We start from the raw sequence: 26,368 nt of genomic DNA, 5'->3' as shown, positions 1-26,368 counted from the left end.
TGGAAGCTGAGCGTCAGGAAGCCGGTCCTTAGGAAGAGAAGAGCAGCAAGTGCTCGACAATCGGTCCCAGCGCCAGTGCCGGAATAAAGCTGAGTGCGCCCACGACCATTACGACGCCAATCAGGAGCCCAACGAACAGAGGAGTGTGCGTGGGCAAAGTGCCTGCGGTCGCCGCGATTCGTTTCTTCGACGCGATCGACCCGGCGATGGCCAGCACGGGCAACATGACCCAGAAGCGGCCGATGAGCATCGCGATGCCCAGCGCCAGGTTATAGAACGGCGTGTTCGCTCCCAGGCCCGCAAACGCGCTGCCGTTGTTGTTGCCCGCCGATGAAAACGCGTACAGCACTTCGCTGTAGCCATGCGTCGCAGGATTGAAAATGGTGGCGCGGCCCTGCTCGCACATCAGCGCGATGGCCGTGCCCAGCAGGACCGTGGCACACGGCAGCAAGATCGCCAGGGAAGCCATCTTCATTTCGAAAGCTTCGATCCGCTTGCCCAAATACTCGGGAGTACGGCCGACCATCAGCCCGGAGATGAAGACGGCGACAATCACGAAGACGAGCATGCCGTACAATCCCGAACCGACGCCGCCGAAGATCACCTCGCCCAGTTGCATCAGCCACATCGGGACGAGACCACCCAGTGGCGTGAACGAATCGTGCATCGAGTTCACACTGCCGTTCGACGCGGCGGTGGTTGCCGTCGCCCACAAGGCAGAATTGACGATGCCGAAGCGGGCTTCTTTCCCTTCCATGTTGCCGCCGGGGTATTCGTTGGTGGCGATTAGATCGGCACCAGCAGCAGTCAATACAGGAGTACCTGCTTGCTCGCTGAAAACGCAGACACCCAGCAGCACGACAAAGACAATGGTCATGGCGGCGAGCAACGCCCAGCCTTGGCGAGTTTCGCCGACGATCACACCGAACGTGTAACACCAGCCCGCGGCGATGGCGAGGATCGACACCAACTGCAGATAGTTGCTCAGCGGCGTAGGGTTTTCGAACGGATGAGCCGAGTTCACATTGAAGAAGCCACCCCCGTTGGTACCCAGCTGCTTGATCGCAATTTGCGACGCAGCCGGTCCCAGGGGAATGGCAACTTCCGTTACTGCCTGGCCTTCGGCATTGGTCGTGGGTTCGAGCAGCGTCGCCGTTTGAGCGGGCGCAAAGGTTTGCACCACGCCCTGCGAAACGAGCAGCAACGCCAGGACCAGCGACATCGGCACCAGGATGTACGTCGTCCCACGAAACAGGTCGACCCAAAAGTTGCCAATCGTGCTCGACTGCACCTTCGTAAAGCTGCGAGCGAGCGCTGCCATCACGGCCATGCCGGTCGCGGCAGAAACGAAGTTCTGCACGGTTAAACCGAGCATCTGCGTCAGATAGCTCATGGTGGCTTCGCCGCCGTAACCTTGCCAGTTCGTGTTCGTCACAAAACTGACAGCCGTATTGAAGGACGAATCGGCGGTGATGGCCGGCAGCTGTTGCGGATTCAGCGGTAGCAGGTTCTGCACCCGCTGCATCAAGTACAGCAACACAAAGCCGACCACACTCAGCGACAACACCGCGCCAGCATATTGCTGCCAGGTCATCTCGTGATCGGCATCGATGCCGCACCAGCGATACAAGCGGGCTTCGAGCGGCGACAGCCAGCGCTGCAGGCGAGTCTTGCCGTCATAGACCCAGGCCATGTACAACCCGATGGGCTTGGCGATCAGCAGGATCGTCGCTACGAACAGGATCAATTGAATCGAGCCATTGAGGGTCACGAGAATAACTCCGGCTTCAGCAGGGCCACGGTTAGATAGATCGCCAGGCCGAGTGCGACCACGGCGGACAAGCTATAAGTCCAATCCATTTCAGGCTCCTTGCTGCAGAACGTGAAACAGGCCGACGAGTCCGCCGCTCACGGCGAAGAAACTCAAGCCCAGGGCCAGCACTAGAAAATCCACGGCAAACTCTCCTGCCTTGCGACCTCGTGCCGCGGCTGAAGCCACGGCCCCGTGTCGTCTGCTGGAAGTATCGCCAGGAGCGCATCAAAAGGGTGCAAAGATCGGCACCCGGCGCGCTAAGAAAGTATCAACAGCTCGGTAGCTCGCATCCGCCGGATGTGAGCTTGAGGAGCGAGTCGACTGGACAATTGCCAATTCAAGGTCACATCGGGCCGATGTGACCTACCATTCCACTTACGACGTCTGCCGATGCGAATCGATCGGCTCTTCGTGTTCACTGGGCGAGCCGCTGGCGCCGGTCCAGGCAGGCGGATCACTGGCGGGAAATGATTCTTCGGAGGTCTCTTGGACCAAGTCGTTGAAATCAGCGGTTTCGCAGGCGGCGGCCCGCTGCTCTCGTTCCGCTGCGAGCCAGTGTTCCAAATCGTGGCCATGTGGACGTCCCAACTGTTCCCAGCGGGCATAGGCGGCATTGCGAATGGCTGCCCCAAGTTCATCGTGTTCCGGCATGTTTAGCTCCTCTTCTCTGGTGCTCTACTTCTTCTTGGCTGGTGCTTTCTTCGCGGTCGTTCTCTTCGCCGTCGTTTGTTTTTGAGGCGCTGCCTTTGGCTTGCCATTGGTGGCCGCTGTTGCTTTCTTCGCGGTCTTGGCTGCAACCTTCTTTTTGGCCGTCTTTTTTGGTTCGACGGGAATGGTAATGGCCGCCAGTGGAGACTCTGCTGGCCCGACCAGCACTTCGCCCGATGGTTTGAAGCGCGAGCCGTGACAAGGGCAATCCCAGGTGGTTTCCGCTTTGTTCCAATGCACTAAGCAGCCCATGTGCGTGCACACGGCCGAGACGGTAGAGAGCTTGCCGGACTCATCGCGCGAGCAAGCCACTCGCTGCCCATTGATAGCGAGAATCTTGCCTTCGCCGGCAAGCACGTCGCTGGCGCTCGAACCCTCGGCGGGCGCCAAGCGATCTTTTGCAAAGTAGTAGGGGTAGTCCATATTCTCGCTGAGTGAATCCCACAGTCCCTTTAACGATTGCCGATTCACACTGAAGAGCTCCTGCCACGGATTCTTCTTCCCCTGCATCGCTTCGCGAGCCATCAAGCCCGCGAGCGTGCCGAACGTCATGCCGTTGCCGCTAAAGCCAGTCGCTACAAACTGCCGCTCGGCCGTTTCGCCGATGTAGGGCAGCCCGTCATTCGTTTCGATCACTTGCCCCGACCACTGTCGATCGGGTTGGGCCTCCGGAATGATGACGGTCAGGACTTTGCGCAAATCCTGAAACGCTTGCTCGCTGTCGACTTGGCCTGTCTTGTGATCTTGGCCACCGAAGATGGCGTAGTCCTTGGCTTTGCCCGCTTCCACGCGCAGGTAGTAGTACGGATCGCTAGTGTCCCAAAACGACGCCACCGGCAGCTGACCACGAGGGATCTTCGCCCCAATCACATACGACGAGTACGGGAACAGCTTCGCTTGAAAGAGAGTGGAACTAAGGAGGCCCGTTTTGCCAGCCAGGGGAACGTGCGTAGCGATCACGAGGTACTCGGCGTGCAGCTGATGGCGATCGACCATCACAGCCTGCGGATCGGTTTGGAATTCTGTCACTTCAGAGCCTTCAAAAACGTGACTCCCTTGTCCCTCGATGGCTGTTGCCAGAGCAGAGATGTACTTCAGCGGATGAAACTTCGCTTGCCGAGCGAACTTTACACCAGGGCGATTGAAGTACGGAACACTCGGAACAAACTCGGCATCAAACCCCAAGTCCTTCGCCAAGGCGGCATCTTGCTCGAGTGATTTCGTTTCGTCTTGCTTGCCACAAATCGATTCGTGCAGGTAGCCATCGCAGCGATGAAAGTCGCAGTCGATTTCCAATTCGGTCGCAATCTGCTCGATGGTGTCAATCGCCTGAGCTCCGGCTTGCCACACCAGCCGAGCTGCATTCTTGCCGCATTGTTTGACGAGCGCTGGCAACCGCTGATCGGTGACATACGTGAGGTGCGCGGTGGTTAGTCCCGTGTCGACAAAGCCGATCTGGTCCCGTTCGACCACGGCGACCTTCTTACCCGCCTGCTTCAGTAAGTAAGCAGCAGTCAGCCCGGTGATGCCGCCACCCACCACAACGGCGTCGTATTCAGCCGATTTGGTTACCTTTTTGAACTTTGGTCGCGGTGCCGATTGCCAAAGTGATTCGGAAGGGAGCTTAACAGTGGACATGCGGCGATCTCCAAGAACGGAATCACTAGCGACAGCGCGCTGAATAGATTCGCGCTGATGACTCAGCAGTGAATGCAATTCTCGGTCCAGCCGGAGAGTCGCACTTACTCAATTTCCTGCGTGCGATTGAGCCATTTCTTGAACGAACGTAGACCATGCGGGCAGTCTTTCGTTCAACCAAACTACACGCAGCGATTAAGCTCACTCGCGCGCTGGCGGCTGATGAGCGAGAACCGGTGCCATCCTGCGGCAATGCGCCGAATCTGCGAGCGGCGGAACGGTGATTGCACTGCAGACGGCGAGCTTGGCACCCATTTTCAACACAGGATGCCCACCAAGTACGCGAACAGTTACATGCCACCGCCCGGCCCAAGGTCGCGCGGGTGAAATCAGCTAAGACGGCTGCTGCCACCGGAGCGAGACGGAAGAAGGCTTCATAAAACGCTACAATCATGCTATTTGCTTCAGCAAGTTTGGATAGAGCGTTTTAGCATGGCCCGGAATGAATCCGATCGCGAAGATCTGCTGCGGGAAGCAACCGCGCTTGTGGAACGCGCGGAGTACTTGCTGCCGCGTGAAATAGAACCCGTGGTTGCGGGTTTTCGTCGCGATGGCAGTTTCAGTTTGTTCTTTGGCGGCGAGCGGGTTGTGCAGTTCAATTCAGCGGCGCAGTTGCGACGCGGCTATTTTCACGGGCGCCTGCTCAAGGCCGACAAGGGCCGCCTCGTTTGGATGACGCGCGAGCGCACCTCAGAAGCCGTCGTGCTGCTTTCTCAGCCCGCAACAAGCGAGGAAACCGCGACGTTGCTGCGGCAGGCGGCCGAACTGGTCGATTGTTTCAGCGTGCATCTGCAGGAACAAACTTTCACACTGGTCGGCCAGGTGCCGGCTGAGGGAAACATCGCCGAGCGGATCATTGCTTGGGCTGCAGCCATGCCACGACCGGTACAAGTTGCCGCCGCACCGAACGCGAAATGAGTGACGGCTACTTCAGCTGTCCGCCGAGCAGATCAAAGCCAATCAAAAAGATCACCGCATCTGCACAAGCATGCGCGAGCCACGGGGCATAGAGTGAGCGACTGCGCACATAAAGCCACGCAAAGATTGCTCCGCCCGCTGCGACGCAGGCAGAGAGGATATATGTCCATGGTGAATCCCAACGAAAATAGCCGGCCAGCACCAGCACATGATGCGCGGCAAAGGCCAGGCTGGAAATGATGATCGCGCGGATTGTCGCCGGGGTGAATTCGCTGCTGGTTGAATCGGCCGCTCGTTCAATCGATGGCCGCAGTTCATTGAAAACGAACCAGCGCCAGTAGTACTCTTCCAGCCAAGAGTGGATGACCGAATAGCCGACGGCGAGAATCACGAAGCCCACGCGCGAGTCGAGACCAAAACCGCGTAACTTGGCGAGCATCTCTTGCATCGGTGCGGCGAACAATCCGCTCGGCTTCAACCAGAATTGATACACAGCCAAGCCCGCGACTAGTTGCAGTACACCCACAATCAGTGCGACGGACAGGCCGCGCGAAATAGGTCGCGGGATCGTGAGCGGTCGTCGCAGCACGCAGAAGACCCAGAACGCGGGAAAGCCGAACTGAATCACTTTGCCGACGCCAAACGCTGCCTGTTGATAGGTGCCCGGCGAATCTTTGAGCAACGTAAAATAGATCCACGTCAGCAGCGTCGGATACGTCATCGCGAAAAGCAGGGCAGCGATGTTCGCGCGTGATGTTGGGGTTGGTTCGAGAGCAGGCATCGGGCAATTATGTCAGCAATCGCGTGGCAATGCTTGCCCCCTGCATCCCTGTGGCATAGGCTTCGAGCCTGTGGAATAAAGCGGTATCGGCTTCCAGCTTGTGAAAATACGTGAGGAGCGACTTGCTCATGCATCGACGGCAATTCTTCGCAACTTCGGCAGCCATCGCGGCGGCAAGTCAAATCCAGCTAAGCGCCCAGGAGAAGAAGTTCCCGCCGGGCGATTACGTCGATATGCACACGCACCTCGGGCAAACGTGGAACACCACGCAGCCTTTGACGGCGGAAGAACTGCTGCGGTGGATGGATGCCCACAAGATCGCGCAGGCCGTGGTGCTGCCGCTGGTCTCGCCAGAATCGTCGAGCTATCTGCTTACCAGCGACTACGTTTTGCAGCAAACAAGTACGTTTCGAGATCGCTTGATTCCCTTCTGCTGCGTCGATCCGCGCACCAGCTATAACGGTGGCGCGAAGGGTCTGCTGACGATGCTCGAAAAGTATCGCGACGCCGGCGCCAAGGGTTTTGGCGAACACAAGCCGGGCGTTGCCATCGATGATCCGCGCAACATGGCCCTGTACGCGGCCTGTCACGAATTGAAGTGGCCGCTGCTGTTTCATCTCGACAATCAACGCAATCTCGATAAACCCGGCCTCCCTGGTTTAGCCAAGGCGGTTGAAACTCATCCCCTGTGTCAGTTCATCGGCCACGGTCCAGGCTGGTGGGCTTCCATCAGCGGCGATACTTCGCAGGTCGATCTCGGCGGCTATCCCAAGGGGAAAGTTGCACCCGGTGGTGCGATGGACGCCCTGATGGAAAAATATCCCAACCTGTTCGCCGACTTGTCGGCGGGCAGCGGAGCGGGTGCAATCAGCCGCGACTTGGAATTTGGCAAAGAGTTTCTCATTCGGCGGCAAGATCGCATCATGTTCGGCACCGACTTCCTTGCACCGGGTCAAGCAGTGCCGCAGTTCGATCTGTTCGAGCAAAAATTGCAGTTGCCAGCCGATGTGCAGCAGAAGATCTATCGCGGCAATGCCCGCCGGATTCTGGGACTCGCTTAATGGACTTCTGGCAGCAAGCGATTCTCGGCCTGCAGTGGGCTCTGTTCGCACTTTCGATTTTCACCGCCGTCGTTTCGCTCTTCATGCTGCTGCTACTCGCTTACAGCGATCGCTGCGTGCAGAAGCTCGCCGACGTCCCCTTGCCTGGCGATGCTGAAGCGCCGCTACCACGAATTTCGCTCATTGCCGGTGCGAAGGACGAGGAGCGCAACATCGAAGAGGCCGTCCGCTCGCTCGTGGCCATCGACTATCCGAACCTGCAGATCACCCTCGTCAACGATCGCTCGCGCGATCAAACGGGCCCGATCCTCTCGCGTTTGGCCGCAGAGTTTCCGCAGTTAAATGTGGTCCACGTGACGGAATTGCCCGCAGGTTGGCTCGGCAAAAACCACGCGCTGCAACTGGGGGCCGATCACTCCGACGGCGAGTGGCTCCTCTTCACCGATGCTGACATTGTGTTCGAACGAACGGCTCTCCGCCGCGCGATTCACTATGCTGTCTCGCACAACGTCGACCATCTGGCCGCCACGCCGGACGTCAACATGCACGCCTGGCTGCTGCAGTCGTTCGTCGTGACGTTTTCGATCTACTTCACGCTCTTTGTCAAACCCTGGCTGATTCGCAACCCAAACAGCCCCGCGCATGTGGGAATCGGTGCGTTCAATCTCATTCGGGCCAGTGTGTATGAAAAGATCGGCCGGCACGAACCGATTCGCATGCGCCCCGACGACGACATGAAACTCGGCAAGATCGTCAAGAAGAACGGCTTCCGGCAAGACCTGGTGCATGGCATGGGCATGATCGCCGTCGAGTGGTACTCGTCGCTGAACGAGATCATCGTCGGGCTCGAAAAAAACGCCTTCTCCGGCGTCGATTACCGCATTGGCCTCACGGTGTTCTCCTCGCTCTTTTCGCTCACCTTCAACGTCTTACCCTACCTGGCGATTTGGCTAGTGCCCGGTCCCTCGCGCTGGTTCTTTCTCGCCGCGGTGCTGATCCAGATGGTCATGGTCGGACGCTTTGCCCGCTCGATGAACATGCGCCTGACGACGATCTTCGGCTTTCCGCTGGCGGTGGCTCTGTTTGCCTACATTCAATGGCGAGCAATGATTCTCACCTTCTGGCGAGGTGGTATTCGCTGGCGCGATACGCACTATGCACTTGCCGAACTGCGCGCGAATCGCGTGTGAGCCAGCAGGAAGTTAGCGGGCGACTCGTTCGCCGCGAATGCGGGCTGAGAAGTTCGGGTCGTCGCGATACTTGAGCGCCAGATCGTTCACCCGCGCACGCCGCTTGGTCTCTTCGAAGGGCAAGCTGGTATCGATCAGCTTTAACTCATAAGCCAGCTGATCGGAAAATCCCGGCAGCAGCACGCGATAGTCCTGCGGAATCTTGCCGGGGGCCAGCTTGTTGATGTGCTGCACGATGTTCGTCGTGCAGTTGTTGCTGATGGTGTCGTACATTTCTGGTTTCGTCCGCAGCTGATTCACTCGCCGCAACATATCAACCAGCAGCGCCTGCGTTTGTTCGGGAGTGGAGTTGCCGCGATAGGCATACACATCGCAATCGCGGTGCTCGATCCGCACTCGCACCAGGTCCCGCTCACTGGCGACGACATAGATGATTTCGAACTGCCCGAGCAGACCCGTTGCCGGGTGATATTCCTCGCCTTGCTCAAGTCGCACTTCGACCGAGACGCCCACGCGGTCGCCATCGGCCAACCCAAAGCTGAGCATCGTATGCGCCAGGGCTCGTTGCTCGTTGAACGGCACTACCAGGTAGTCGACGTTCTGCACATCGCCCAGCTTGAAGGTTTTGTCGTAGTAATCGACGAGGCAATCGCGGTAGTTAAAGAACTCGGCATCGCGCACGTTGTGAATCGTAATCTGATCGCCGGTCATCTTCGCTTCGGCGAGGACCTTGTGTTCGACGACCCAATTTCGATCGTTCGAAGCCGTGGCGATCGTCGGCAGCTCGGGCGGTTGGGTTCCATTGGCTACCGAGGTCGCCCCTTTGCAGCCCGCGAGGCTTATCAGCGCGAACATCACTAGCGCCGCCACAGCCAAGCAGCGTCCCGGCCGGCAGATCGCTGGTAAAGAGAGCTTCGGGCTGGTTCGCAAAGTGGCCATGGCACCCATTTTCGATGGACTGATAGCGAAATCGCTTGGTGGCAGCAAGAGCAACTGCTTTCTCTGGCATTGCCGCCGCCGATCGACCATAATCGGATCTTCCCGCCTGAACTCAGCTCACCAACTTTCCCACGGCCGACCGAGGGTCTCTCTCATGTTCGGATCTCGCCTGAGAATCGCGACTTTTCTCTGCGTCGCCATGGCTACCACGGTGACGCTGGCGGACGATGCTCCGCTGATTGCGATCCCCGCCGAAGTGAAGCTCGACGCCAACTTTGCCCTCGCGCAACTGGTCGTGGTCGAAGCCGATGCCAGCAGCGAAGGGAAAATCTCGCGCCAGAGCAACGACGTCACCTCGCTAGCGAAGTTCGAATCGTCCGATGCCAGCGTCGTTACGGTTTCCGCCAGCGGTCAGCTGCAAGCGGTGAAAGATGGCACGGCGACGATCAAGATTTCGCAAAGTGCCCGGACGGTGGAAGTGCCCGTGACCGTCAGCGGGATTGTGGAACGGCCCGAGGTAAAATATCTCGAACAGGTTCGTCCGATCCTCGCCAAGAATGGCTGTGCGATGGCCGCCTGCCACGCCGCGCAACATGGCCAGGGTGGCTTCAAGCTCTCGGTGTTTGGCTTCGAGCCCGATAAGGACCGCGAGGCAATGGTCCGCGATTCCATCGGTCGCCGCGTGAGCCTGGTCGATCCCGAACAGAGCCTCATCTTGCTCAAGCCAACCATGCAAACGCCGCACGGCGGTGGCAAGCGGCTGGAGAAGAACTCCGTTGACTATCAAATGCTTGTCGCTTGGATCCAAGGGGGCGCCATCAAGCCCGCGAAGACCGAAAACGCCGTCATCAAGTTGCACGTCTTCCCCAAAGAACGCTTGGGGCAGGTGGGCATGTCGCAACAGTTGCGCGTCGAAGCCGAATATGCGGATGGCGAGCGGCACGATGTGACGCACTGGTCCAAGTTCGATTCTCTCGACGATGGCGTTGCTGCCGTCACACGCGAGGGGCTCGTCACTACGATTGGCAAGGGCCAAGGCGGCGTGATGGTCCGCTACGAAGGGCAGGCCGATACGACGCTGTTCGTCATTCCTTATGCCGAGACGATCGAGTTGGCAGATTGGAAAGACAACAACCAAATTGATGCGCTGGCGGTCGCCAAGTTTCGCGAACTGGGCATCGAACCTTCGCCGCTCTGTGATGACGCCACGTTCATCCGCCGCGCGTTTCTCGATTCCATCGGTACGCTGCCCACGCCCGAAGAAGTGCGCACGTTTCTCGATTCGCAAGATCCCGATAAGCGAAAAAAGCTTGTCGATCGCCTGTTGGGCCTGACCGGCGATCCCGCGCAAGACATCTACAACGATGCTTACGCGGCCTATTGGTCGCTGAAATGGTCCGATCTGCTGCGCAACACGAGTGCCAGTCTCGGCGAGCAGGGAATGTGGTCGATGCACAACTGGATTCGCGAATCGTTCCGCACGAACAAGCCCTTCGATGGTTTCGTCCGCGAACTGATCACCGCCCGCGGTTCGCTCTATAGCGTTGGTCCCGCCAACTACTTTCGCATCCATCGCGATTCGTCGGCCCTGGCCGAATCGACGGCTCAGTTGTTCCTCGGCGTGCGAATGGAATGTGCCAAGTGCCACCATCACCCGTTCGAGAAGTACAGCCAGGAAGATTACTACGGAATGGCTGCGTTCTTCTCGCGCGTGGGAACCAAGACCAGCGAAGAGTTCGGGCTCTTTGGCGGCGAGCAGATCGTCGTCGTGCGCGATACGGGCGATGTCCGTCATCCACGTACCAACGCGCTGCTCAAGCCCAAAGCGCTCGAAGCGGCCGAGATGGAGCACCCGCTCGATCGCCGCGTGCCACTCGCCGCCTGGCTCACCAGCAAGGACAACAACTACTTTGCCCAGAACGTGGTGAACCGTTACGTGGCGTACTTGCTCGGTCGCGGGCTCGTCGAGCCCGTCGATGATCTGCGTTCGACCAACCCGCCCAGCAATCCAGCCATGATGGCGGCGCTCTCCAAGACATTCGTCGACAGCAATTTCAACTTGAAGCACCTGATGCGCGAGATCATGAACTCGCGACTCTATCAACTCGACTCGCAACCCACCAAAAGTAACGCGGCCGATAGCGTCTTCTATAGCCATTTTGCCGTGAAGCGGCTGACGGCCGAACCGCTCGTCGACGCGCTCGATCGCGTCACGCTGGTGCAGACCAAGTACAAGAACCTGCCGCTGGGAACGCGGGCCATCGAACTGCCCGATGCCGAATACGCCGACTACTTCCTGGCGACCTTTGGCAAGCCTAAGCGAGTGAGTGTGTGCGAATGCGAACGCCCGCTCGATCCCAGCCTGGCCCAGGCCCTGCACACGCTGAACGGCGATACGCTGATGAGCAAAATCGCCGACAAGAACGGCCGCCTCGCCAAGTTGCTCAAAGCGAAGAAGCCCACGGCTGAGATCGTCGAGGAAATTTATCTCGCCACGCTTAGTCGGCTCCCCTCCGCTGCCGAGCAAACGCAGGCCGAGCAGTTTCTCGCCGAGCACGATAACGCGGAAGAGGTCTACCAAGATCTGCTCTGGGCGATTATCAACAGCAAACAGTTTTTGTTTGTCAGGTAACATTCCCTAGTAGCCCGAAGCGTCAGCGAGGGGAGCGCGGTGGTTGTTAGCGCCTCGCATCTCTGCTGAATCGTTCGAATGCGCGGACGGTTCAGACCGAGTGCGCATCGAAAGAGCGACAGCGCTCACCCTCGCTGACGCGTCGGGCTACTTTAAGAGAGAAGATTTGCATGGATGCCGGAAAGAGTCAGACCTGGTCGCTCACCTGGTCAATCGCGCTGCTGGTTGCTTCAAACTTTTTCATGCTCTGCGCGTGGTACTTGCACCTGAAGTGGGATTTTCTGCGGAACAAGACGCTGCTGGCGATTGTGTTCATCAGCTGGGGAATCGCCTTCTTCGAATACATGCTGCAAGTGCCGGGCAATCGCTACGGCCATGCCGCGGGCATGAACTTTGGCCAGCTGAAGATCCTGCAAGAGATCATCACTCTCAGCGTATTCGTGCCGGTCTCGCTCTGGCTGCTCGGCGAGCCGCTGAAGTGGAACTATCTCGCTGCCGCTGGCTGCATGGCGGCAGCAGCGTACTTCGTCTTCAGCACGGGCTTTACGAAGGTAGAGTAACGGTTTGAGTTGCCCGGCATGGGAGTGGACTGCCACAATAGGACGATGCACCGATTCTTTGCAATCGCCAAGTATCTTCCCGTAGCAGTGAGTGGACTGCTGGCGGTCGCCTGGCTCGTTAGCCTATTCGCCGGTATCTCGTATAGCTATCGTTCGGGAACTGACGAAGTGATGCTGCAGTTGTATGACGGCAATCTCTCGTACTACTTCATGCGGACTCCGCGAGGTTGGGTAGGCTTTGAAATGGATTGGGCAATGATGGATCCACACAGACAGTATGTGGGCAGTTTTCAAGCCTATACGTCGTACAACGAGCCTCGCACAAGCGTTAACTTTCGTCAAACTTTGTGGATCCCCATACCGTTTCTGCTAACCCTTCTCTTGCCGTTCACCGTCGCCCCCTTTATTCGCTTTCGATTTGGGCTTTGGATCTGGTTTGGCTACGTTGGTCTGCTCGGCGCCGTGCTGGCCTATTACCTTGCGTAACGCATCCGTTGGCCGGTGAATTACCCCTGCGGGTATTGGCGGCAGTATTCGTACATCGCAAGTGCCGCGGAAGTGGCCACGTTGTAGCTGAACGGCAGGCCATAGACGGGAATCTCGACACAGGCGTCCATCCAACGCAACTGGTCTTCGGTCAGGCCCGTTCGTTCGTTGCCGAGCACCAGTGCGGCCTTGCGCGGGAACGAATAGGTGTGCAAGTTATGCGCGCCCGTCGTTTGCTCGAGGCCGATGAGCGGATAGCCTTCGGCCTTCAGTTGCTTGAGGACCGGTTCGAGCGTGCGATGTACTTCCAGCTGCACTTGCTCGGCACCATCGCGGGCAATCGACTTGTGAATGCTCGGATTACCGCAGGCCACAACCCGCGAAATGCCGCAGCAACCGGCGGTCCGCAGCATGTTCGATAGGTTCACATTACTACGCAGCGGAGCGCAGACAATGATCAGTTCCCGCGGCCGCTCAAGAGCCGTCGGTGGTTTGTGGCGAAGATGTTCGAAAGGTTCCATGGCGGGAGTAGGGGCTAGGGATCAGAGGTCAGGGATTCAAATGGCTGTGTCATCAATCGAGCTATCACCGCCAGTGTCAAAGACGGGCGAACCGGGAAGCCGTTCACGAGGTTCGACGAGACCAAAGCTGAGCAGGAAGCCGGTGAAGAGCATGGCCGTAATGCCGAGCGAAACGGGCAGGAAGCCGATGACGCCAACGAGATAGCCTGCGAGCGGCGACAGGAACAGCGGCGCTGCCATGCACAGGTTCTGCGTACTTAGGTAGCGCGGGTGTTCACTAGCGGGGGAAATCTCGAGCGTGTAGTTGTTGAACGTCTTTTGGGCGACGGGGGTCAGGCCGATCAAGACAAACACGAGCGAGAACGAATTCTTGCCAAGGTCTTCTTGTGTGAGCAGGAGCGCGGCGACAAGGGGTGCGGCACAGATCAGAAACGTGCAGATGATCAGAGCGCGGCGATTGCCAAAGCGGTCGGCAATCGGCCCGGTCAAAATGCTGAAGATGCCCGTGCCGGCATTCTGCGCCACGACCCACCAGACGAGCATCGGAAAGCCCAGGTTCAGCTTGGTGCGGGCTTCGGATTGGTAGTGCGGAAACAGCAACAGCGCCGTGGTGAAGAGCGCCGAGACAATCGCCAGACGACGGAAGTTGGCATCTTCTCGTAAGGTGCGTAAGGCTCCGTCGAACAGTCTTCGCAGCGGCTTGCGCGGCTCTTGATGGTTGTCGGGCAGTTCTTGAATTTGCCAGGCCATCAGCGAGGCCGCCGCGAACAGACACGTCGAGAAGCCAAAGATCCATTCAAAGTCGGCGGTCCCTTCGTGCAGCCAGCGGGGCAGCAGCAGAATGGCGCAGGCCACCGCCGAAGTCACGCCGACAACGTCGGCAATCATCAGCAGGCGACCACGCCGCGTGGGCCGAATGAGTTTGCCTTGCAGCGTGTTGTACGTCAGTTGATTGATGCCGATGGCCGTGAAAAACATCGCATACAGGATCAAGTAAATCCACGAAGCGATCATGGGAAAGCGATCGAGTCGCACGAGCCAGATCGCCGTGATGCCGGCGAACATCAGGGCCATCGAGGTGGTTGTGCCGATGAACGCGCGGCTCTTGAGCGGCAACACCTTAATACGGCGGGCAATCAGCAGTGGCGGAATGCTCTGGCCAAACCGATTGAGCAGGGGCAGACAGCCCAGCATCCACTTGGCACCCCCCAGGGAATCCAAGACTGCCGGCATGATCACGCTTTCGGTCTTGAAGATCCAGCCGGTGCGCATCAGGGCCTGATAGATGACCAGGATGATGAAGTTGCGCGATTCGCCCGGCGGGGCCTGACCCAATTGGGCACCGTCGCCAGCCAGAATGCCGGACGGCTTGGGTTCGGAGTTGTCGTCGTTCGCGCTGCCGGCGAGCGGATCCTCCTTGCCGGCTGTCGTTTGGTGCTTCCTGCGCTGTTTCATGCCAGCAGTATAGTCGGCCGGGACCTGGTTTTCAGGCATGCTCGCGGTGGCGTCGCCAACGATCTGCAGTTCACCATAGCAACTCATCGACCTGCTGGCCCCATTGGACAACAGGATCCACAATCTGCTCAGCACGGTCCGCGCACTTCAAGTTCTTTGGGTGACGATGTTTGCGAGAACACTGGTTGACCAGCCGGCTCGTTTGCTGAGCGATTTCACATGGAGCGGCGCATGTTGGCTGATGGGAACAGGCTTTTTTTGAACGAACGTAGACCATGCGGGCAGTCTTCCGTTCAACCAAAGAACGTGCGCGAGTCAGGCTCACTCCCGCGCTGGCCGCTGAGGGGCGAGAACTGGTGCCATCCTGCGGCAATGTGCCGAATCTACGGGCGACGGAACGGTGATTGCACTGCAGCAAGCAAACCGCCACCCAATTTTCAACACAGGTTTCAACAAAGGATAGAAGTCATGAGCGCGAGCAATCTGGAAGAACTGTTTTTGGATCTCTTGAAGGACACGTACGACGCCGAGAAGCAACTTTCGAAGGCGCTGCCTAAACTGGCCAAAGCGTCCAGCGACGAAAAGTTGAAGGACGCTTTCGAGTCGCACCTGGCCGAGACCGAAGAGCAGATCGGCCGGCTGGAAGAGATTTTCAAGCTGCTGGAGAAGCCTGCTCGCGGCAAAAAGTGCGCTGGCATGGCGGGGCTGATCGAAGAAGGCAAGGAAGTGATGGAAGAGGACATGCCCGAGGCCGTCACCGACGCTGCACTGATCGCCGCCGCCCAAAAGTGCGAGCACTACGAAATCGCCGCTTACGGCACGATGGCCACCTTCGCCAAGATTCTCGGCATGAAGGAAGCCCTCGCTCTGCTCAAGCTCACCTTGGGTGAAGAGAAGGCTGCTGACGAAAAGCTTTCGAAGATCGCCCAGGCGATCAACTACGAAGCGCAAGAGGAAGTCGAAGCTTAGAAGTCAGCGCCTAGCAGATCGCTGGTAGATCGTTTGATACCGACTTGTACGCAAAGGATTGGTGCGGGATGAAAGCTCTCTGTTGGCACGGAACGGGAAAAGTACAAGTCGATAATGTCGACGATCCGCAGATTCAAGAACCGCGCGATGCCATTGTCCGAATCACGGCCAGTGGCATCTGCGGCTCGGACTTGCATCTGCTCAACGGCTTTATGCCGACGATGAAATCGGGCGATGTGCTTGGCCACGAACCAATGGGCATCGTCGAAGAAGTCGGCAGTGCCGTGAAGAACCTGAAGAAGGGTGATCGCGTCGTCGTTCCGTTCACCATTTCGTGTGGTAGTTGTTATTTCTGCCAGAAGCAGCTTTATTCTTGCTGCGATACGTCCAATCCCAATGCCGCGATGGCTGCCAAGGTCATGGGGCATTCGCCGGCCGGGCTGTTTGGCTTTTCGCACATGCTCGGCGGCTTTGCCGGCGGACAAGCAGAATACTTGCGAGTGCCGTTCGCCGACGTGGGACCGCTGAAAATTGAATCGGACCTGTCGGATGAAAAGGTGTTGTTTCTCTCCGATATCTTCCCCACCGGATACATGGCAGCCGAGAACGCCGAAATTGAGCCGGGCGACACCGTCGCGGTTTGGGGTTGTGGTCCCGTCGGTCAGTTTGCCATTCAAAGTGCCTGGATGATGAAGGCAGGTCGCGTGATTGCGATCGACCGAGTCCCCGAACGCTTGAAAATGGCTGAGCTACAAGGCCGCGCCGAAACGATCGACTTCAGCAAGGTCGATACCTATACGCAGCTCCAAGAGATGACTCGCGGTCGCGGTCCCGATCGCTGCATCGATGCCGTGGGCTGCGAAGCTCACGCGGGGAGCATGCTGGGCGCAATCGCTGACCAAGTGAGTTCTGCGGTGATGCCGTCCGACCAGATGCACTCCGTCAGCGAAGCCATCAAGTGTTGTCGCAAGGCAGGCACGATCTCGGTTCCCGGCGCTTATGGTGGTCTCGCCGATAAACTTCCGTTCGGAGCCTTCATGAACAAAGGCCTGACGATGAAGACTGGCCAGACGCACATGCAGCGATACATGAAGCCGCTGCTGGAGATGATCGAGAAGAACGTCATCGATCCCTCATTTGTCATCACTCACCGCGTGAAACTCGCCGATGCTCCGCAGGCCTACAATACCTTCCGCGATAAGAAGGATGGTTGCATTAAAGTCGTGCTGACGCCGTAAGTCACCGTGCGTGGCGAATGCGCCGCGCAAAGTTGTTTGGCTTCCACTCTCGGTAATCGTTACATTGCAAGCAGCGTTGGCTGCATCGTAATGTCTCACCTGCCGAGGGACGAACCATGTGTATTAGGTGCTGGGTTCTCGATCCCACACGGGTTTCGAACCTCTGTCTCTGGTTTGGATGCGCAGTAATCGTGCTCGTTGGCAACACTGAAGTGCTCGCCCAACGCTTTCGCCGCCAACCGGGCGCAGCCGCTCCCGCAATTCCGCAACCGCTGCCACCTGCTCGAGCACCTCAGCCTCGATCTGTGCCCGCGCAGCCTTCCGCGCCGGGTCCGTCGAATGCTCAACCACAGCCGAAGAGCTCGCTCCCGCCGACCCGCACCTCGGATGTTGAATGGGAGACAATCAAGAACAAATCCCGGCCTGTACCGCCCACGGCTGTGGATGCCGTGCGTGTGGAGCAGAATAAAGAGGCGGCCGCCGCACAGGTACGCGAACATGCCGAATGGATGCGACAACAAACTGAATGGAGATCGCAAGAGGCAGAACGGATGCGGCAAGCGGAAGAGCAGCGAATTCGCGAAGCGAGCTTTTTGGCGCACTACCAGCGACTTCGCAGCGGGAAATATGGCGGCAAGGTGAAATCGTACGACGCGAAGCTGGGCTCGCTGTTGGTAGAGTTACTGCCCTCCAGACGCGAGCAACTGATTCCTCTCCGCTATTGGGATCGGCTGGAGGCCAGTCCTGGTAAGTTTGTCGCTGCCAGTTCGCTCGTCGGAAAGTCAGTGGTATTTTCCCTCGGCCTGGAACATCGTGCAACTGCCACCCAGACACCTATTCCGGACTCCACGCTGACACACGACGCGCTGAGTTGTTCTCAGATTCGCTCACTGCCTGAACCGGCAAACCTCGGCTCGCAAGTGGCAGCGCTGATCGTTCAGTTGCAGAAGAGCAGTTCGCATCGAGCCGAGTCGCTGCTCGGTGAGGTTTATTACGCAGAGGCTGGACGAAACAAGCAGACCGAACGTCTTGTCATTGGCCGCCTCGTGGCACCCCACGCGAACGCGTTGGATCAGCTTTACTACAACTCGAATATCGAAGCAGGAATCGCCTCCGACGGCTACCTGGTGACCAATGTCGATATCGCCCAAACGCCGACGTTGAGCTTGCGGGTGCCGAACTATTTACCGCACGATATCAGGCTCACGTCGCACAGTACGCCGTTGGTTCTCGGAGACATCCGGTTTTTGTTGCCCGCAGCGAACGACACAGCAACATTGCAACTGAAGTTCAGCGATCAGCTGCGTACCGAGTTCGCAGGCAAAGAATTGGCGGAGGTATCGGTCTTGCCAATCAGGCCAACCGGTTGGTTTGGCTGGCAGCTGGCAGAAGCTGAAATGTTGACGACTCCCAGCTATTTGCGGCAGCTCACCTCGTTGCCGGAAGACAGCCATCTGCGGCTGCCTGCTGGCGAGTATCTTGTGAGCGCTTACTCGCCCGGCCGCGATCAGTACTTTCAACGCTTGGAACTGAAGGCTGGCGAAACGGCCAGCACAGGTTTGATCGATCTGTCGCCACCGGAGTTTGTAATGACGCAATTCGCGATCATGAACTCTTTGCGTCCGGAGGATCCGCCGATTCTGCAAGCAGGCAACTATGCAACCAGAGCGATGGTTCCCGGTGAGCTTGCTTCGTCCGATTCGCTAACCATGAAGCTGCCGGAAGAACTGCCAGAATCAATACTGCTGCGTGGCGAGGGTCGTACTTTGTTGTTTTCGCCGGGAAGCGAATCATGGTCAGTGGCTGACCTGGGCGAGACGAGCTTGCCTGACGCCCTGAAGCGAGATCTGAGCAAAGCCGAACGGATTCCCGATAAGGCCATGATCAAAAAGAGCGTAGCTGTAACAACAGGAGCGGACGAGACAACGGGCACTCGTTCATTCATTCCTGTCCGCGCAGGGCACGTCTATCTCTTTCGAGGCGCGGAACGATCCGTCTTGGTCGAAATCAAACATGTCACCAGCAATGCAACGGAGCACCGGAAGCTGGTCGAAAAGCAGATCTCCGATCAATTGCGACGCGTGATCGGTAAATAACTCAACGGCCCTGCTGCTGCTTTTTTCGTCGCATGGCACCGACTTCGTCGTGAACATCGACATTGCCACTGGGGCGAGGATAGCTCTGGCCCTGGGGTTTGCGACCGAGGTAGTCGTAGAATCTCTGTTGCGCTTCACGATTGTCCATGATATGGATCCTGCCATCGGGGAAAATGGCGTACGCCGTGTCTTTGGTCAGCCCGATGTGTTCGGCATCACCGCCATATTGATCTTGTGCCCCGTGCAGCACGCGCGGTGGATGCCCCAATTGTTGGTTCGCTGCGTTCTTATAGGCTTCGACGTGCGGGCCGGTCCAATCGCCAGATTTCACATCGTCGGGCACTCCCGCCACGTTGGAACCTTTCGATTTCATGGGAGCGACCCCCAGCAGGTCATAGTCGCCGACGATCGGCTTTTTGGATTGAAAGTCGATGACCTGATTCTTCTCAACGGTCCAGTGGGCAGTCGGTGTCGGCGTAAATTCCTCGACGACCTTGCCACCTTGATACCTGCGGGCGATGCCACCTTCTTCCACCAGAAAGTAGCCGTGCTGTTTGACGAGGGCGATGTCGTCGGCGGTTTGAGCGGTGAGCACTCCCGTCTTGGCATCGGTTTTGAATTGGAAAATCTTGGGCTTGCCGGGGGAGCCATCGCGAATGAGGTTTTTGGCCGCGCTTTTGTTGGCGCGAAAGATCGCGATCGAATCGGTTTCTTTCGCCGCGGCGACGAGCAAGGGTAAGTGCTCTTCCGGAATCCCCATCCGCGCGTCGTACCCGCGCGAGAAGACGAGATCGATGATGTCGTCCGCGGTCTTCTTCACCGTCTTTTTGGCAGCTGTCTTCGTGGCCGACTTCGCGCCGCGCTTGATGATGGTCTTCATGGCCATCTTCGTGCCGACCTTGAAGGCAATGCGCAGAATTGCCCAGGCGCCGTCGATCAAATCGACGGGTGAGTAGTCGACGGGCACAGCCTGACCATTGATGCTGGGCAAACCCTGCGCGGTGATCACAATCCCTTCGATATCGGCCTGGACGGCAAACTTCTCCCAATCGCTGAGAAACTGGCTGTAGCCTTTTTTGGTATAGCCGCTGATATACGAACTGCCGGAGTCGGATTTGGTGCGATGAGGCAGCACGACATACACATCGGTGCGAGCCAGGGCCTGGTCCATGTTGCCGATCCGACCTTCGCCCCGGACCAAGCCTTCCGGAATCTGCAGTTCTTCCGCATTGGCGTGTCCGTAGTGGCCGATCACGACTAGATCCTTGTCCACGATCGGGATGTATTCATTGTTGGAGCTGACGAGCTTGCTCTTGGCCTTTTCCCAGTCGGTCGCGTACTTGCTGAACGATTGTCCCTGCTTCTCTTCGATGACGGTGGGAGTCAGTTGATCGCCGTCGCTGAAGTAGGCGTGGTGACGTTGACCGGGAGTAACGTGCGGTTGAGCAGCCTTCGGTGCCGGAGCTGCATTGTTCACCGACTGCTGCTTGCGCGACTCCTCGAACTTCAAGATTTCGTAGTCCGAGGGCTGTTGTCCTTGGATGTACGTGACGCCGAACAGTTCGGCAAATTGCTTCCGATCTTGTTCCGTGATTTTGCGCGGCGTCTTCATCACCTTGGAAGACGGACCTTGATTCACATCGACCTGGTTCAGTTCGGTTTGCTGCTGGCCGTTCGTTTGGTTACAGCGGCACGCATCGGCCTGAGGGCTGACGGGCGACGTGGTGAAAATGAAGGTTCGGTGCCAGCTTCGATCGTGCGAATCGCTCATCGGTAATCCTTGAATTTCGCTAGAGACCGCGACGCGAGAATCGGCTGGCAGAGTCGATTCTCGTTTGCTCACTCACGCCCGGCGCAGGTTGCCGGGAGACACGGGGGCAACCACCTAAGCGCACGGGCAGCGGAAATGTTACAAGAGTGTTGGGCCGATGTCACCCAAAAAGGCGGGGCTGGTCGGCGTGAGCGTGAATAACGCCATTGGACTTACGTCGCCGAACCGCAAAAGGGGGGTGTTCAGCAATTGAGTGCCTGGTGGGGCAGCAGACAGCGCAACTCTCGGTGTTGGCAGCGATTTTGCGTCCAGCCAGGGCCGCGAAGTTGAACAAGTTGGTCTAACTTGGCGAGCCCGGCAGCGACGTAAGTTACGAAATCCGGCGCTAAGACTTCTGGCTGGCTAGTGCTGCTTCACCCGCGGCGAGCGTGGCGATGATCTTGTCGACGTCATAGACACAGCCTCCCCAAGTGCCGCCGCCGGCGCGTTGCAGCGCGGCCCAGAGGCGCGTATCCGCAGGCAGGTCTTTGTCGGGGGCGAGATCAGCGCGAGGTTCGCGGGCGGCGAGGATCAGGGCACCTTCTTCAGCCGAGTAACTGGTTACCCCATCGCCAATCCAGTTGACGGTCCCTTCGAGGTTGTTGCGGTCGACAATGATCTGGATGATGTCGCCGTCGCGAACCTTGCCGATGGGTCCGCCGGCGAGTGCTTCGGGACCGACGTGGCCGATGCAGGCCCCGGTGCTGACGCCCGAGAAGCGCGCGTCGGTGACGACGGCCACCTCGCGTCCCCACTTCAGGAACTTGAGAGCCGACGTGATTTGGTAGGTCTCTTCCATGCCCGAGCCCATCGGCCCGCGACCAATCAGCACGAGAATATCGCCCGGCTTGATCGGGTTCGGTGTTTGCCCCTTTACCGCTTTGATGGCTTCGCGCTCGCTGGTGAAGACGCGGGCCGGTCCCGTTTTGCGATAGACGCCGTCGGCATCGACCACGACCGGATCGATCGAGGTGGCCTTGATGACGGAACCTTCCGGGCAGATGTTGCCGTGCGGAAAACAGACGGTGCTGGTGAGCCCGCGACGTTTGGCTTCGGCGGGTGGGATGATGACATCGTCGGGCAAAATGCCGTCGCGCTCTTGGAGCACCTGGCGAACCATTTGCCGGCGCGACGACTTCTCCCACCAATCGAGCACATCACCCCAGGTGTGACCGGTGACCGTGAGCGCGTCGAGTTCCAGCAGGCCGAGGACTCGCAGGTGCAGCATGATCTCTGGCACACCGCCGGCGAGGAACATCCGCACCGTGGGATGCGCGACGGGGCCATTCGGCAAAACCGAAACAAAGCGAGGAACGCGGCGATTGATCTCGCTCCAGTCGGCTGCAGTCGGACGACGCAATCCAGCAGCATGCGCGACCGCCGGTACGTGCAGCAGCAAGTTCGTCGAGCCGCCACAGGCTGCATGCACGACCATCGCGTTGTGCAGGCTCTTCTCGGTGAGGATGTCTTTCAGGGCAAGTTTGCGGCTGGCCAGTTGATGCACGGCTTTGGCACTGCGAGTTGCCAAGTCGAGCCAGATCGGTTGGCCGCTGGGAGCGAGTGCCGAATGGGGCAATGCCATGCCAAGGGCCTCGGCCACGACTTGCGAAGTGGCTGCGGTCCCCAGGAATTGGCAGCCACCTCCGGGCGTCGCACAGGCGGCACAACCGGCGACGGCCGCATCGTGGAGCGACATCTCGCCTTGCACGTACCGCGCGCCGATCGTCTGCACTTTGCCGGCGTCTTCGCCTTCGCTGGGCGGCAAGGTGACACCGCCGGGAACGATCACGCTGGGGAACTGCGAGGTGCCGGCGAGGGCAAGCATCATCGCCGGCAAGCCTTTGTCGCAGGTCGCGACGCCGACGATGCCCTGCCGCTGCGGCAGCGAACGAATGAGTCGCCGTAAGACGATGGCTGCATCGTTGCGATAGGGCAAGCTGTCGAACATGCCGACCGTTCCCTGCGTCCGGCCATCGCAAGGATCGGAAACGTGCCCGGCGAAGGGAACACCGCCGAGGGCTTTGATTTCGCGGGCCGCTGCTTGAACGAGCAGGCCGACTTCCCAGTGCCCCGTGTGATAGCCAAGCGCGATGGGGGTGCCATCGGGCGCGCGGACGCCGCCCTGCGTGCTCAAGATCAGGTACTGCGGCCCGAGCAATTCTTGCGGCGACCAACCCATGCCAGCATTTTGTGTCAGGCCGAATAGGTCCCCGCTCGACCACTCCCGTAGCATCGTATCGCTGAGCGGCAACTCGCCCTGCGGTCCTTGGGCATGCGTGCGAATCGTATCGATCTGCTCATTCGGCACGGCGAGCAAATCTTCGAGCGAGAGAAGCGGAGCAGGAGTAGGCATGGCGGTTCAAGGAAAGCGTTGAGGCGGGTGGAGAAAGGTTGATTGTAATCTGGCCCGAGCAGTATCGTGGTGAACATGAAAGTTCCCATTCTGCCTGAGCCGCCGCGTCCTGGCTTCCTGCGGATATGTCCGCAGTGCAGCCGCTGGTTTGCACTGCAGTTGCAAGCCGTGCGCATGGACGAGACTGTGGGGAAGGTGCAGGTCTATCGCTGCAGCCAGTGCGACCACGTACGCGAGTATGCAGCTCGGTTGCCCGAGGGCGCGGTTTAGAACTGCCACAGCAGCAGCGTGCTGTAGTCGAGGTCGTTCGGCTTGGCCCCTTGAGGCGTGCTGTCGTAGCGGTCGATGATGCTGAACTTCAGGCTCATGCCCCACGCTTGCGACAGGGCCAGTTCCCACGAGGCCTGGCTGTTGAGACGGAAGTCGCCGAACTCGGTAACGTCGGGATAGTAGTCGACCTTCATGCTGATCGAGTGGGTCGGGTTGAACTTGTGCTTGAACTCGCCACCGAACAGTAATTCGGGATGCACCGTCGTATCGGGGCCGCCGATTTCGTTCGAGAACGCGATACCCGACCGGCCGACGAGCGTGGTCATGTCGTTTTGTATGAACTCGTAGCCGAAACCCGTATCGCCCGAGAGCCGCGCGTCGAACGCTTTGAATTCGTCGTATTCGGCGAGACCGTGAATGAAGTAGTTGAGCCGCGAGTTGGGCATGGGCCATTCGAGGCGGCCATCGAGCAGCGCCGTGTTGGCCGTGGTGTTGCCGTTTGCCGATTTCTGAATAGACGTCAGCTGGACCGACTGCACAAAGGTCTCGGTCTTATGCTTGGCCGTGACGCCGAAGCGAATGTTAAACGTCTGACTGTTACCATCGGTGCCGTTCATGCCCAACTCCACGCTGCCTTCCCAGGGGTCGAGAACCTTGGGAGCCCACGAACCCCAGCCTGACTCTTCGACGAGGAGCGGCGCGGTCGACTTCTCCGCTGGAGGTGGAGTGGGCACGACTTCGACCGGCGGCTTCACTTCGGCCGGTGCGGCAGCGGGCGAGGGCGAAACCGGAGGAGCCGGCGGCAACTGCTGCGCAGTGGGCGGCTGATAAGTGGGAACTTGCGGCTGTTGGTAAGGTTGTTGAGATGGTTGCTGATAGTCAGCCGGCGGAGTCGGCAGCTGATAGGGCGCTGGTCCATTCTGTGGAGCATTGAACTGCGGCGCTGCATACGCCGGTGGCGGGGCCGCCTGAAACGGAGCCAGTTGATAAGGCTGATACGGCGCGGCCTGATTGGGATCGGTATAAGGCCCAGTTTGATAAAGTGGCGTCTGATAGGGCGAGGTCTGATAGGGAACTGGCATGTACGGCGCAAAGACCGGGCCATTCACTGGCTGGGCAGGAACGGGCGCAGTCTGCTGCTGTTGTTGCACGGGAGCAGACTGGTTGGCGTACGGATTGCCATAAGGATTGGCGTAAGTTGGCACACTGGAGTCGACGGCGTAAGGCGGCGTCGGCAAGCGGAAAGGACCATCCAGCCGAATCTCTTGAGGCTGCGGATCTTGAGCAGAGGCGATCGTACAATTCACTACGGCAATGAGCACGCCCAGGCAGAGCGGTAGCCAAGTATTCGGTAGCTGAGCCTTCGGTGGCCGCACCCTCAGGAGCAGCGCATCGTGCCGAACCGTCTTCATGACAGGTGTCCGCGCAAATCAGTAAGTTTCGGAAAAGCAGTGAACGCTGTGGCGCTTGATTCGTGCGCGCACAAGCATCCCGCTGGTCGGGAACGACGGGCGGACAATAGCAGGGAACTGCAGACGAGTGAAGAGAAGTTCTAAGGTAACCCGCTACGAGCTACCTGCCACCCGTTAACTGCTGAATGATGGCGGCGACAGCACCGTGCCGCTTGCTGCCTTGCGCGCGAATGATCTGGCAATCGGCCAGTGAGGGAGCCAGAGCCCGTTTGGCCGTTTGTCGATGAACGCGCTCGAACAGATCCGGCGCGGCATCCAGGGCATGGCCATGCACGAACAGCCTGCTGGGATTGAAGAGATTGATCACCGCCGCCAGACCGACGGACAAGTAATCGAGCCATTCGCTGAGCTCTTCTTCGATATCCACATCGCCCGCTTGAATCAGCGGCAGCCATTCGGCCAGCGACAGTTGTCGCCGCTGTTTGGCGGAAATGGCGGCAGCCAGGGCCGCATCGGTGGCCACGGTTTCCAGGCAGCCATGATTGCCGCAGCCACACAGGCGGCCGTGAATGTCGACGGTAATATGGCCCAGTTCACCAGCGAGCCCGTTGCTCCCCTCGACGAACTGTCCACCTTGCACCACGCCCAGACCGAGACCATCGGTCAGATCGACCATGGCAAAGTCGTGGATCTCGCGAGCCGCGCCGTACATCCGTTCGCCCAGGCAAAGCGCCTGGGTCTCTTGCAGCAGCACCACTTCGTGGCTCAGACCGAGCGACTGTAACCGTTCCGAAACATCGACACCCAACTGCTGGCCATCGGTTTGATGCAAGTTGGGCGAAACCAGCGTCCGCATGTCTTGCCGGCGGAGCAAACCGGGAATGCTGATGCCCACGCCGAGAACACTCGTCTTGCTCAGATCGCGCGAGCGCACCAGTTGCTCGACAATTTTGCGGACGAGGTCGTTGTAGCGCTTGGGGGTAGCAAACGTCTTGGGCTCGACTTGCCAGGAACCATCGAGGCCGGCAGTCGTCAGTTCGCACTGCTGGACGCCAATCACCAGCCCTTGCACCGAAACCGCAGCACTCGCGAGTCGCAACACTTTGCCGGGGCGACCAAGCGCAGGTCGTTGGCTGTTGAGCTTCGCCAGATTGGTATCAGGGTCGACACTTGGCGGCAGGTCCCCTTCTTCCAATAATTTGCCCGCGAGCAGATCAAGCACGGTTCGCGTGATCGTCGGTCCGCTGATGCCGGTGTGGCGGGCAATCTCGGCGCGCGACAGGGGCCCGTGACGCTGCAAGGCCGTCAGCACTTCGCGCGTGTTGAGTTGCCGCAACAGCGACGACTGAGCGCCGCTATTTCGAGCGCCTTTCGGCTTGCCGCCATTCAAAAAAAGCGACGTGTGGTCAGCAGAGCGAGGCGGTACCATGAATGAACCGACAAAGGGAGAGAAACGAC

General features: G+C 58.8%; 23 protein-coding genes. 10 read left to right on the top strand and 13 right to left on the bottom strand.

The features are described from left to right. Positions 1 to 28: 28 nt before the first annotated feature. The 4 genes from kdpA to NA78x_RS29670 form a co-directional block, all read right to left on the bottom strand. Positions 29 to 1,771 carry a potassium-transporting ATPase subunit KdpA gene (gene kdpA / locus NA78x_RS29685; RefSeq protein WP_425616000.1) on the bottom strand — a complete coding sequence of 581 codons (1,743 nt, stop codon included), beginning with the start codon at positions 1,769 to 1,771 and terminating at the stop codon, positions 29 to 31. Further along, complete coding sequence (kdpF, locus tag NA78x_RS29680; RefSeq protein ID WP_425615999.1) at positions 1,768 to 1,860, bottom strand: K(+)-transporting ATPase subunit F; 93 nt, start codon at positions 1,858 to 1,860, stop codon at positions 1,768 to 1,770. The genes kdpA and kdpF overlap by 4 nt, the downstream gene beginning before the upstream one ends. A gap of 328 nt (positions 1,861 to 2,188) precedes the next feature. Then, on the bottom strand, positions 2,189 to 2,464 hold the full coding sequence (locus tag NA78x_RS29675; protein ID WP_425615998.1) for a DUF2934 domain-containing protein: 276 nt from the start codon (positions 2,462 to 2,464) through the stop codon (positions 2,189 to 2,191). Positions 2,465 to 2,488: 24 nt separating this feature from the next. Further along, positions 2,489 to 4,159, bottom strand: a complete 1,671-nt coding sequence (locus tag NA78x_RS29670) for an FAD-dependent oxidoreductase (protein WP_425615997.1) — start codon at positions 4,157 to 4,159, stop codon at positions 2,489 to 2,491. A gap of 492 nt (positions 4,160 to 4,651) precedes the next feature. Between NA78x_RS29670 and NA78x_RS29665 the strand changes: the two genes are divergently transcribed. Then, positions 4,652 to 5,137 (top strand): hypothetical protein, encoded by a 486-nt coding sequence (locus tag NA78x_RS29665; RefSeq protein ID WP_425615996.1) that lies wholly within the window; start codon positions 4,652 to 4,654, stop codon positions 5,135 to 5,137. Between the two features lie 7 nt (positions 5,138 to 5,144). On the opposite strand, the gene NA78x_RS29660 is transcribed toward NA78x_RS29665, so the two are convergent. After that, the gene (locus tag NA78x_RS29660) at positions 5,145 to 5,918 is read right to left on the bottom strand and encodes a CPBP family intramembrane glutamic endopeptidase (protein WP_425615995.1); all 774 of its coding nucleotides are present in this window, start codon (positions 5,916 to 5,918) and stop codon (positions 5,145 to 5,147) included. 7 nt (positions 5,919 to 5,925) lie between these two features. Further along, complete coding sequence (locus NA78x_RS29655; protein WP_425615994.1) at positions 5,926 to 6,048, bottom strand: hypothetical protein; 123 nt, start codon at positions 6,046 to 6,048, stop codon at positions 5,926 to 5,928. Here NA78x_RS29655 and NA78x_RS29650 point away from each other — a divergent pair. Together NA78x_RS29650 and NA78x_RS29645 are read left to right on the top strand one after the other, a co-directional pair. Next, complete coding sequence (locus NA78x_RS29650; RefSeq protein WP_425615993.1) at positions 6,047 to 6,979, top strand: amidohydrolase family protein; 933 nt, start codon at positions 6,047 to 6,049, stop codon at positions 6,977 to 6,979. The two genes, NA78x_RS29655 and NA78x_RS29650, sit on opposite strands and share 2 nt — an antisense overlap. Next, the gene (locus NA78x_RS29645; protein ID WP_425615992.1) at positions 6,979 to 8,169 is read left to right on the top strand and encodes a glycosyltransferase; all 1,191 of its coding nucleotides are present in this window, start codon (positions 6,979 to 6,981) and stop codon (positions 8,167 to 8,169) included. Before NA78x_RS29650 ends, NA78x_RS29645 begins: the two co-directional genes overlap by 1 nt. Before the next feature lie 12 nt (positions 8,170 to 8,181). Here NA78x_RS29645 and NA78x_RS29640 read toward each other — a convergent pair whose 3' ends face one another. Beyond that, complete coding sequence (locus NA78x_RS29640) at positions 8,182 to 9,108, bottom strand: DUF4105 domain-containing protein (protein ID WP_425615991.1); 927 nt, start codon at positions 9,106 to 9,108, stop codon at positions 8,182 to 8,184. Positions 9,109 to 9,262: 154 nt separating this feature from the next. Here NA78x_RS29640 and NA78x_RS29635 point away from each other — a divergent pair, with 154 nt between their 5' ends. From NA78x_RS29635 to NA78x_RS29625, 3 genes are all read left to right on the top strand, one after another. After that, positions 9,263 to 11,740 carry a DUF1549 domain-containing protein gene (locus NA78x_RS29635; RefSeq protein WP_425615990.1) on the top strand — a complete coding sequence of 826 codons (2,478 nt, stop codon included), beginning with the start codon at positions 9,263 to 9,265 and terminating at the stop codon, positions 11,738 to 11,740. A 170-nt stretch (positions 11,741 to 11,910) separates the two neighbouring features. Further along, positions 11,911 to 12,300, top strand: coding sequence for a DMT family protein (locus tag NA78x_RS29630; protein WP_425615989.1), 390 nt, complete (start codon positions 11,911 to 11,913; stop codon positions 12,298 to 12,300). 45 nt (positions 12,301 to 12,345) lie between these two features. Beyond that, positions 12,346 to 12,786, top strand: a complete 441-nt coding sequence (locus NA78x_RS29625) for a hypothetical protein (RefSeq protein ID WP_425615988.1) — start codon at positions 12,346 to 12,348, stop codon at positions 12,784 to 12,786. A gap of 20 nt (positions 12,787 to 12,806) precedes the next feature. Here the strand turns inward: NA78x_RS29625 and NA78x_RS29620 are convergent, their stop codons facing one another. Together NA78x_RS29620 and NA78x_RS29615 are read right to left on the bottom strand one after the other, a co-directional pair. Beyond that, positions 12,807 to 13,307, bottom strand: a complete 501-nt coding sequence (locus NA78x_RS29620; protein ID WP_425615987.1) for a TrmH family RNA methyltransferase — start codon at positions 13,305 to 13,307, stop codon at positions 12,807 to 12,809. Between the two features lie 36 nt (positions 13,308 to 13,343). After that, on the bottom strand, positions 13,344 to 14,849 hold the full coding sequence (locus NA78x_RS29615) for an MFS transporter (protein ID WP_425615986.1): 1,506 nt from the start codon (positions 14,847 to 14,849) through the stop codon (positions 13,344 to 13,346). Positions 14,850 to 15,230: 381 nt separating this feature from the next. On the opposite strand from NA78x_RS29615, the gene NA78x_RS29610 reads away from it, so the two are divergent. From NA78x_RS29610 to NA78x_RS29600, 3 genes are all read left to right on the top strand, one after another. After that, positions 15,231 to 15,731, top strand: a complete 501-nt coding sequence (locus NA78x_RS29610) for a ferritin-like domain-containing protein (protein ID WP_425615985.1) — start codon at positions 15,231 to 15,233, stop codon at positions 15,729 to 15,731. Between the two features lie 68 nt (positions 15,732 to 15,799). After that, positions 15,800 to 16,969 carry a zinc-dependent alcohol dehydrogenase gene (locus NA78x_RS29605; protein ID WP_425615984.1) on the top strand — a complete coding sequence of 390 codons (1,170 nt, stop codon included), beginning with the start codon at positions 15,800 to 15,802 and terminating at the stop codon, positions 16,967 to 16,969. A 191-nt stretch (positions 16,970 to 17,160) separates the two neighbouring features. Continuing rightward, on the top strand, positions 17,161 to 19,065 hold the full coding sequence (locus NA78x_RS29600; protein ID WP_425615983.1) for a hypothetical protein: 1,905 nt from the start codon (positions 17,161 to 17,163) through the stop codon (positions 19,063 to 19,065). A gap of 1 nt (position 19,066) precedes the next feature. On the opposite strand, the gene NA78x_RS29595 is transcribed toward NA78x_RS29600, so the two are convergent. Continuing rightward, a complete protein-coding gene (locus NA78x_RS29595) occupies positions 19,067 to 20,836 on the bottom strand; it encodes a hypothetical protein (RefSeq protein ID WP_425615982.1) in 1,770 nt (589 codons plus the stop codon). Positions 20,837 to 21,221: 385 nt separating this feature from the next. Then, entirely contained in the window at positions 21,222 to 23,228 is a 2,007-nt protein-coding gene (locus NA78x_RS29590; protein ID WP_425615981.1) for a YjhG/YagF family D-xylonate dehydratase, read from the bottom strand. 75 nt (positions 23,229 to 23,303) lie between these two features. On the opposite strand from NA78x_RS29590, the gene NA78x_RS29585 reads away from it, so the two are divergent. After that, complete coding sequence (locus tag NA78x_RS29585) at positions 23,304 to 23,498, top strand: hypothetical protein (protein WP_425615980.1); 195 nt, start codon at positions 23,304 to 23,306, stop codon at positions 23,496 to 23,498. On the opposite strand, the gene NA78x_RS29580 is transcribed toward NA78x_RS29585, so the two are convergent. Next, positions 23,495 to 24,910, bottom strand: coding sequence for a DUF481 domain-containing protein (locus NA78x_RS29580; protein WP_425615979.1), 1,416 nt, complete (start codon positions 24,908 to 24,910; stop codon positions 23,495 to 23,497). The two genes, NA78x_RS29585 and NA78x_RS29580, sit on opposite strands and share 4 nt — an antisense overlap. Before the next feature lie 160 nt (positions 24,911 to 25,070). Next, entirely contained in the window at positions 25,071 to 26,339 is a 1,269-nt protein-coding gene (locus NA78x_RS29575; RefSeq protein ID WP_425615978.1) for an ROK family protein, read from the bottom strand. Positions 26,340 to 26,368 lie beyond the last annotated feature (29 nt).

Origin of the sequence: Anatilimnocola aquadivae (assembly GCF_049819085.1) — a bacterium.
Taxonomy (GTDB): Bacteria; Planctomycetota; Planctomycetia; order Pirellulales; family Pirellulaceae; genus Anatilimnocola.
Note: the sequence above shows the minus strand (reverse complement) of the source record. Positions and strands in the feature narration are given on the sequence as shown.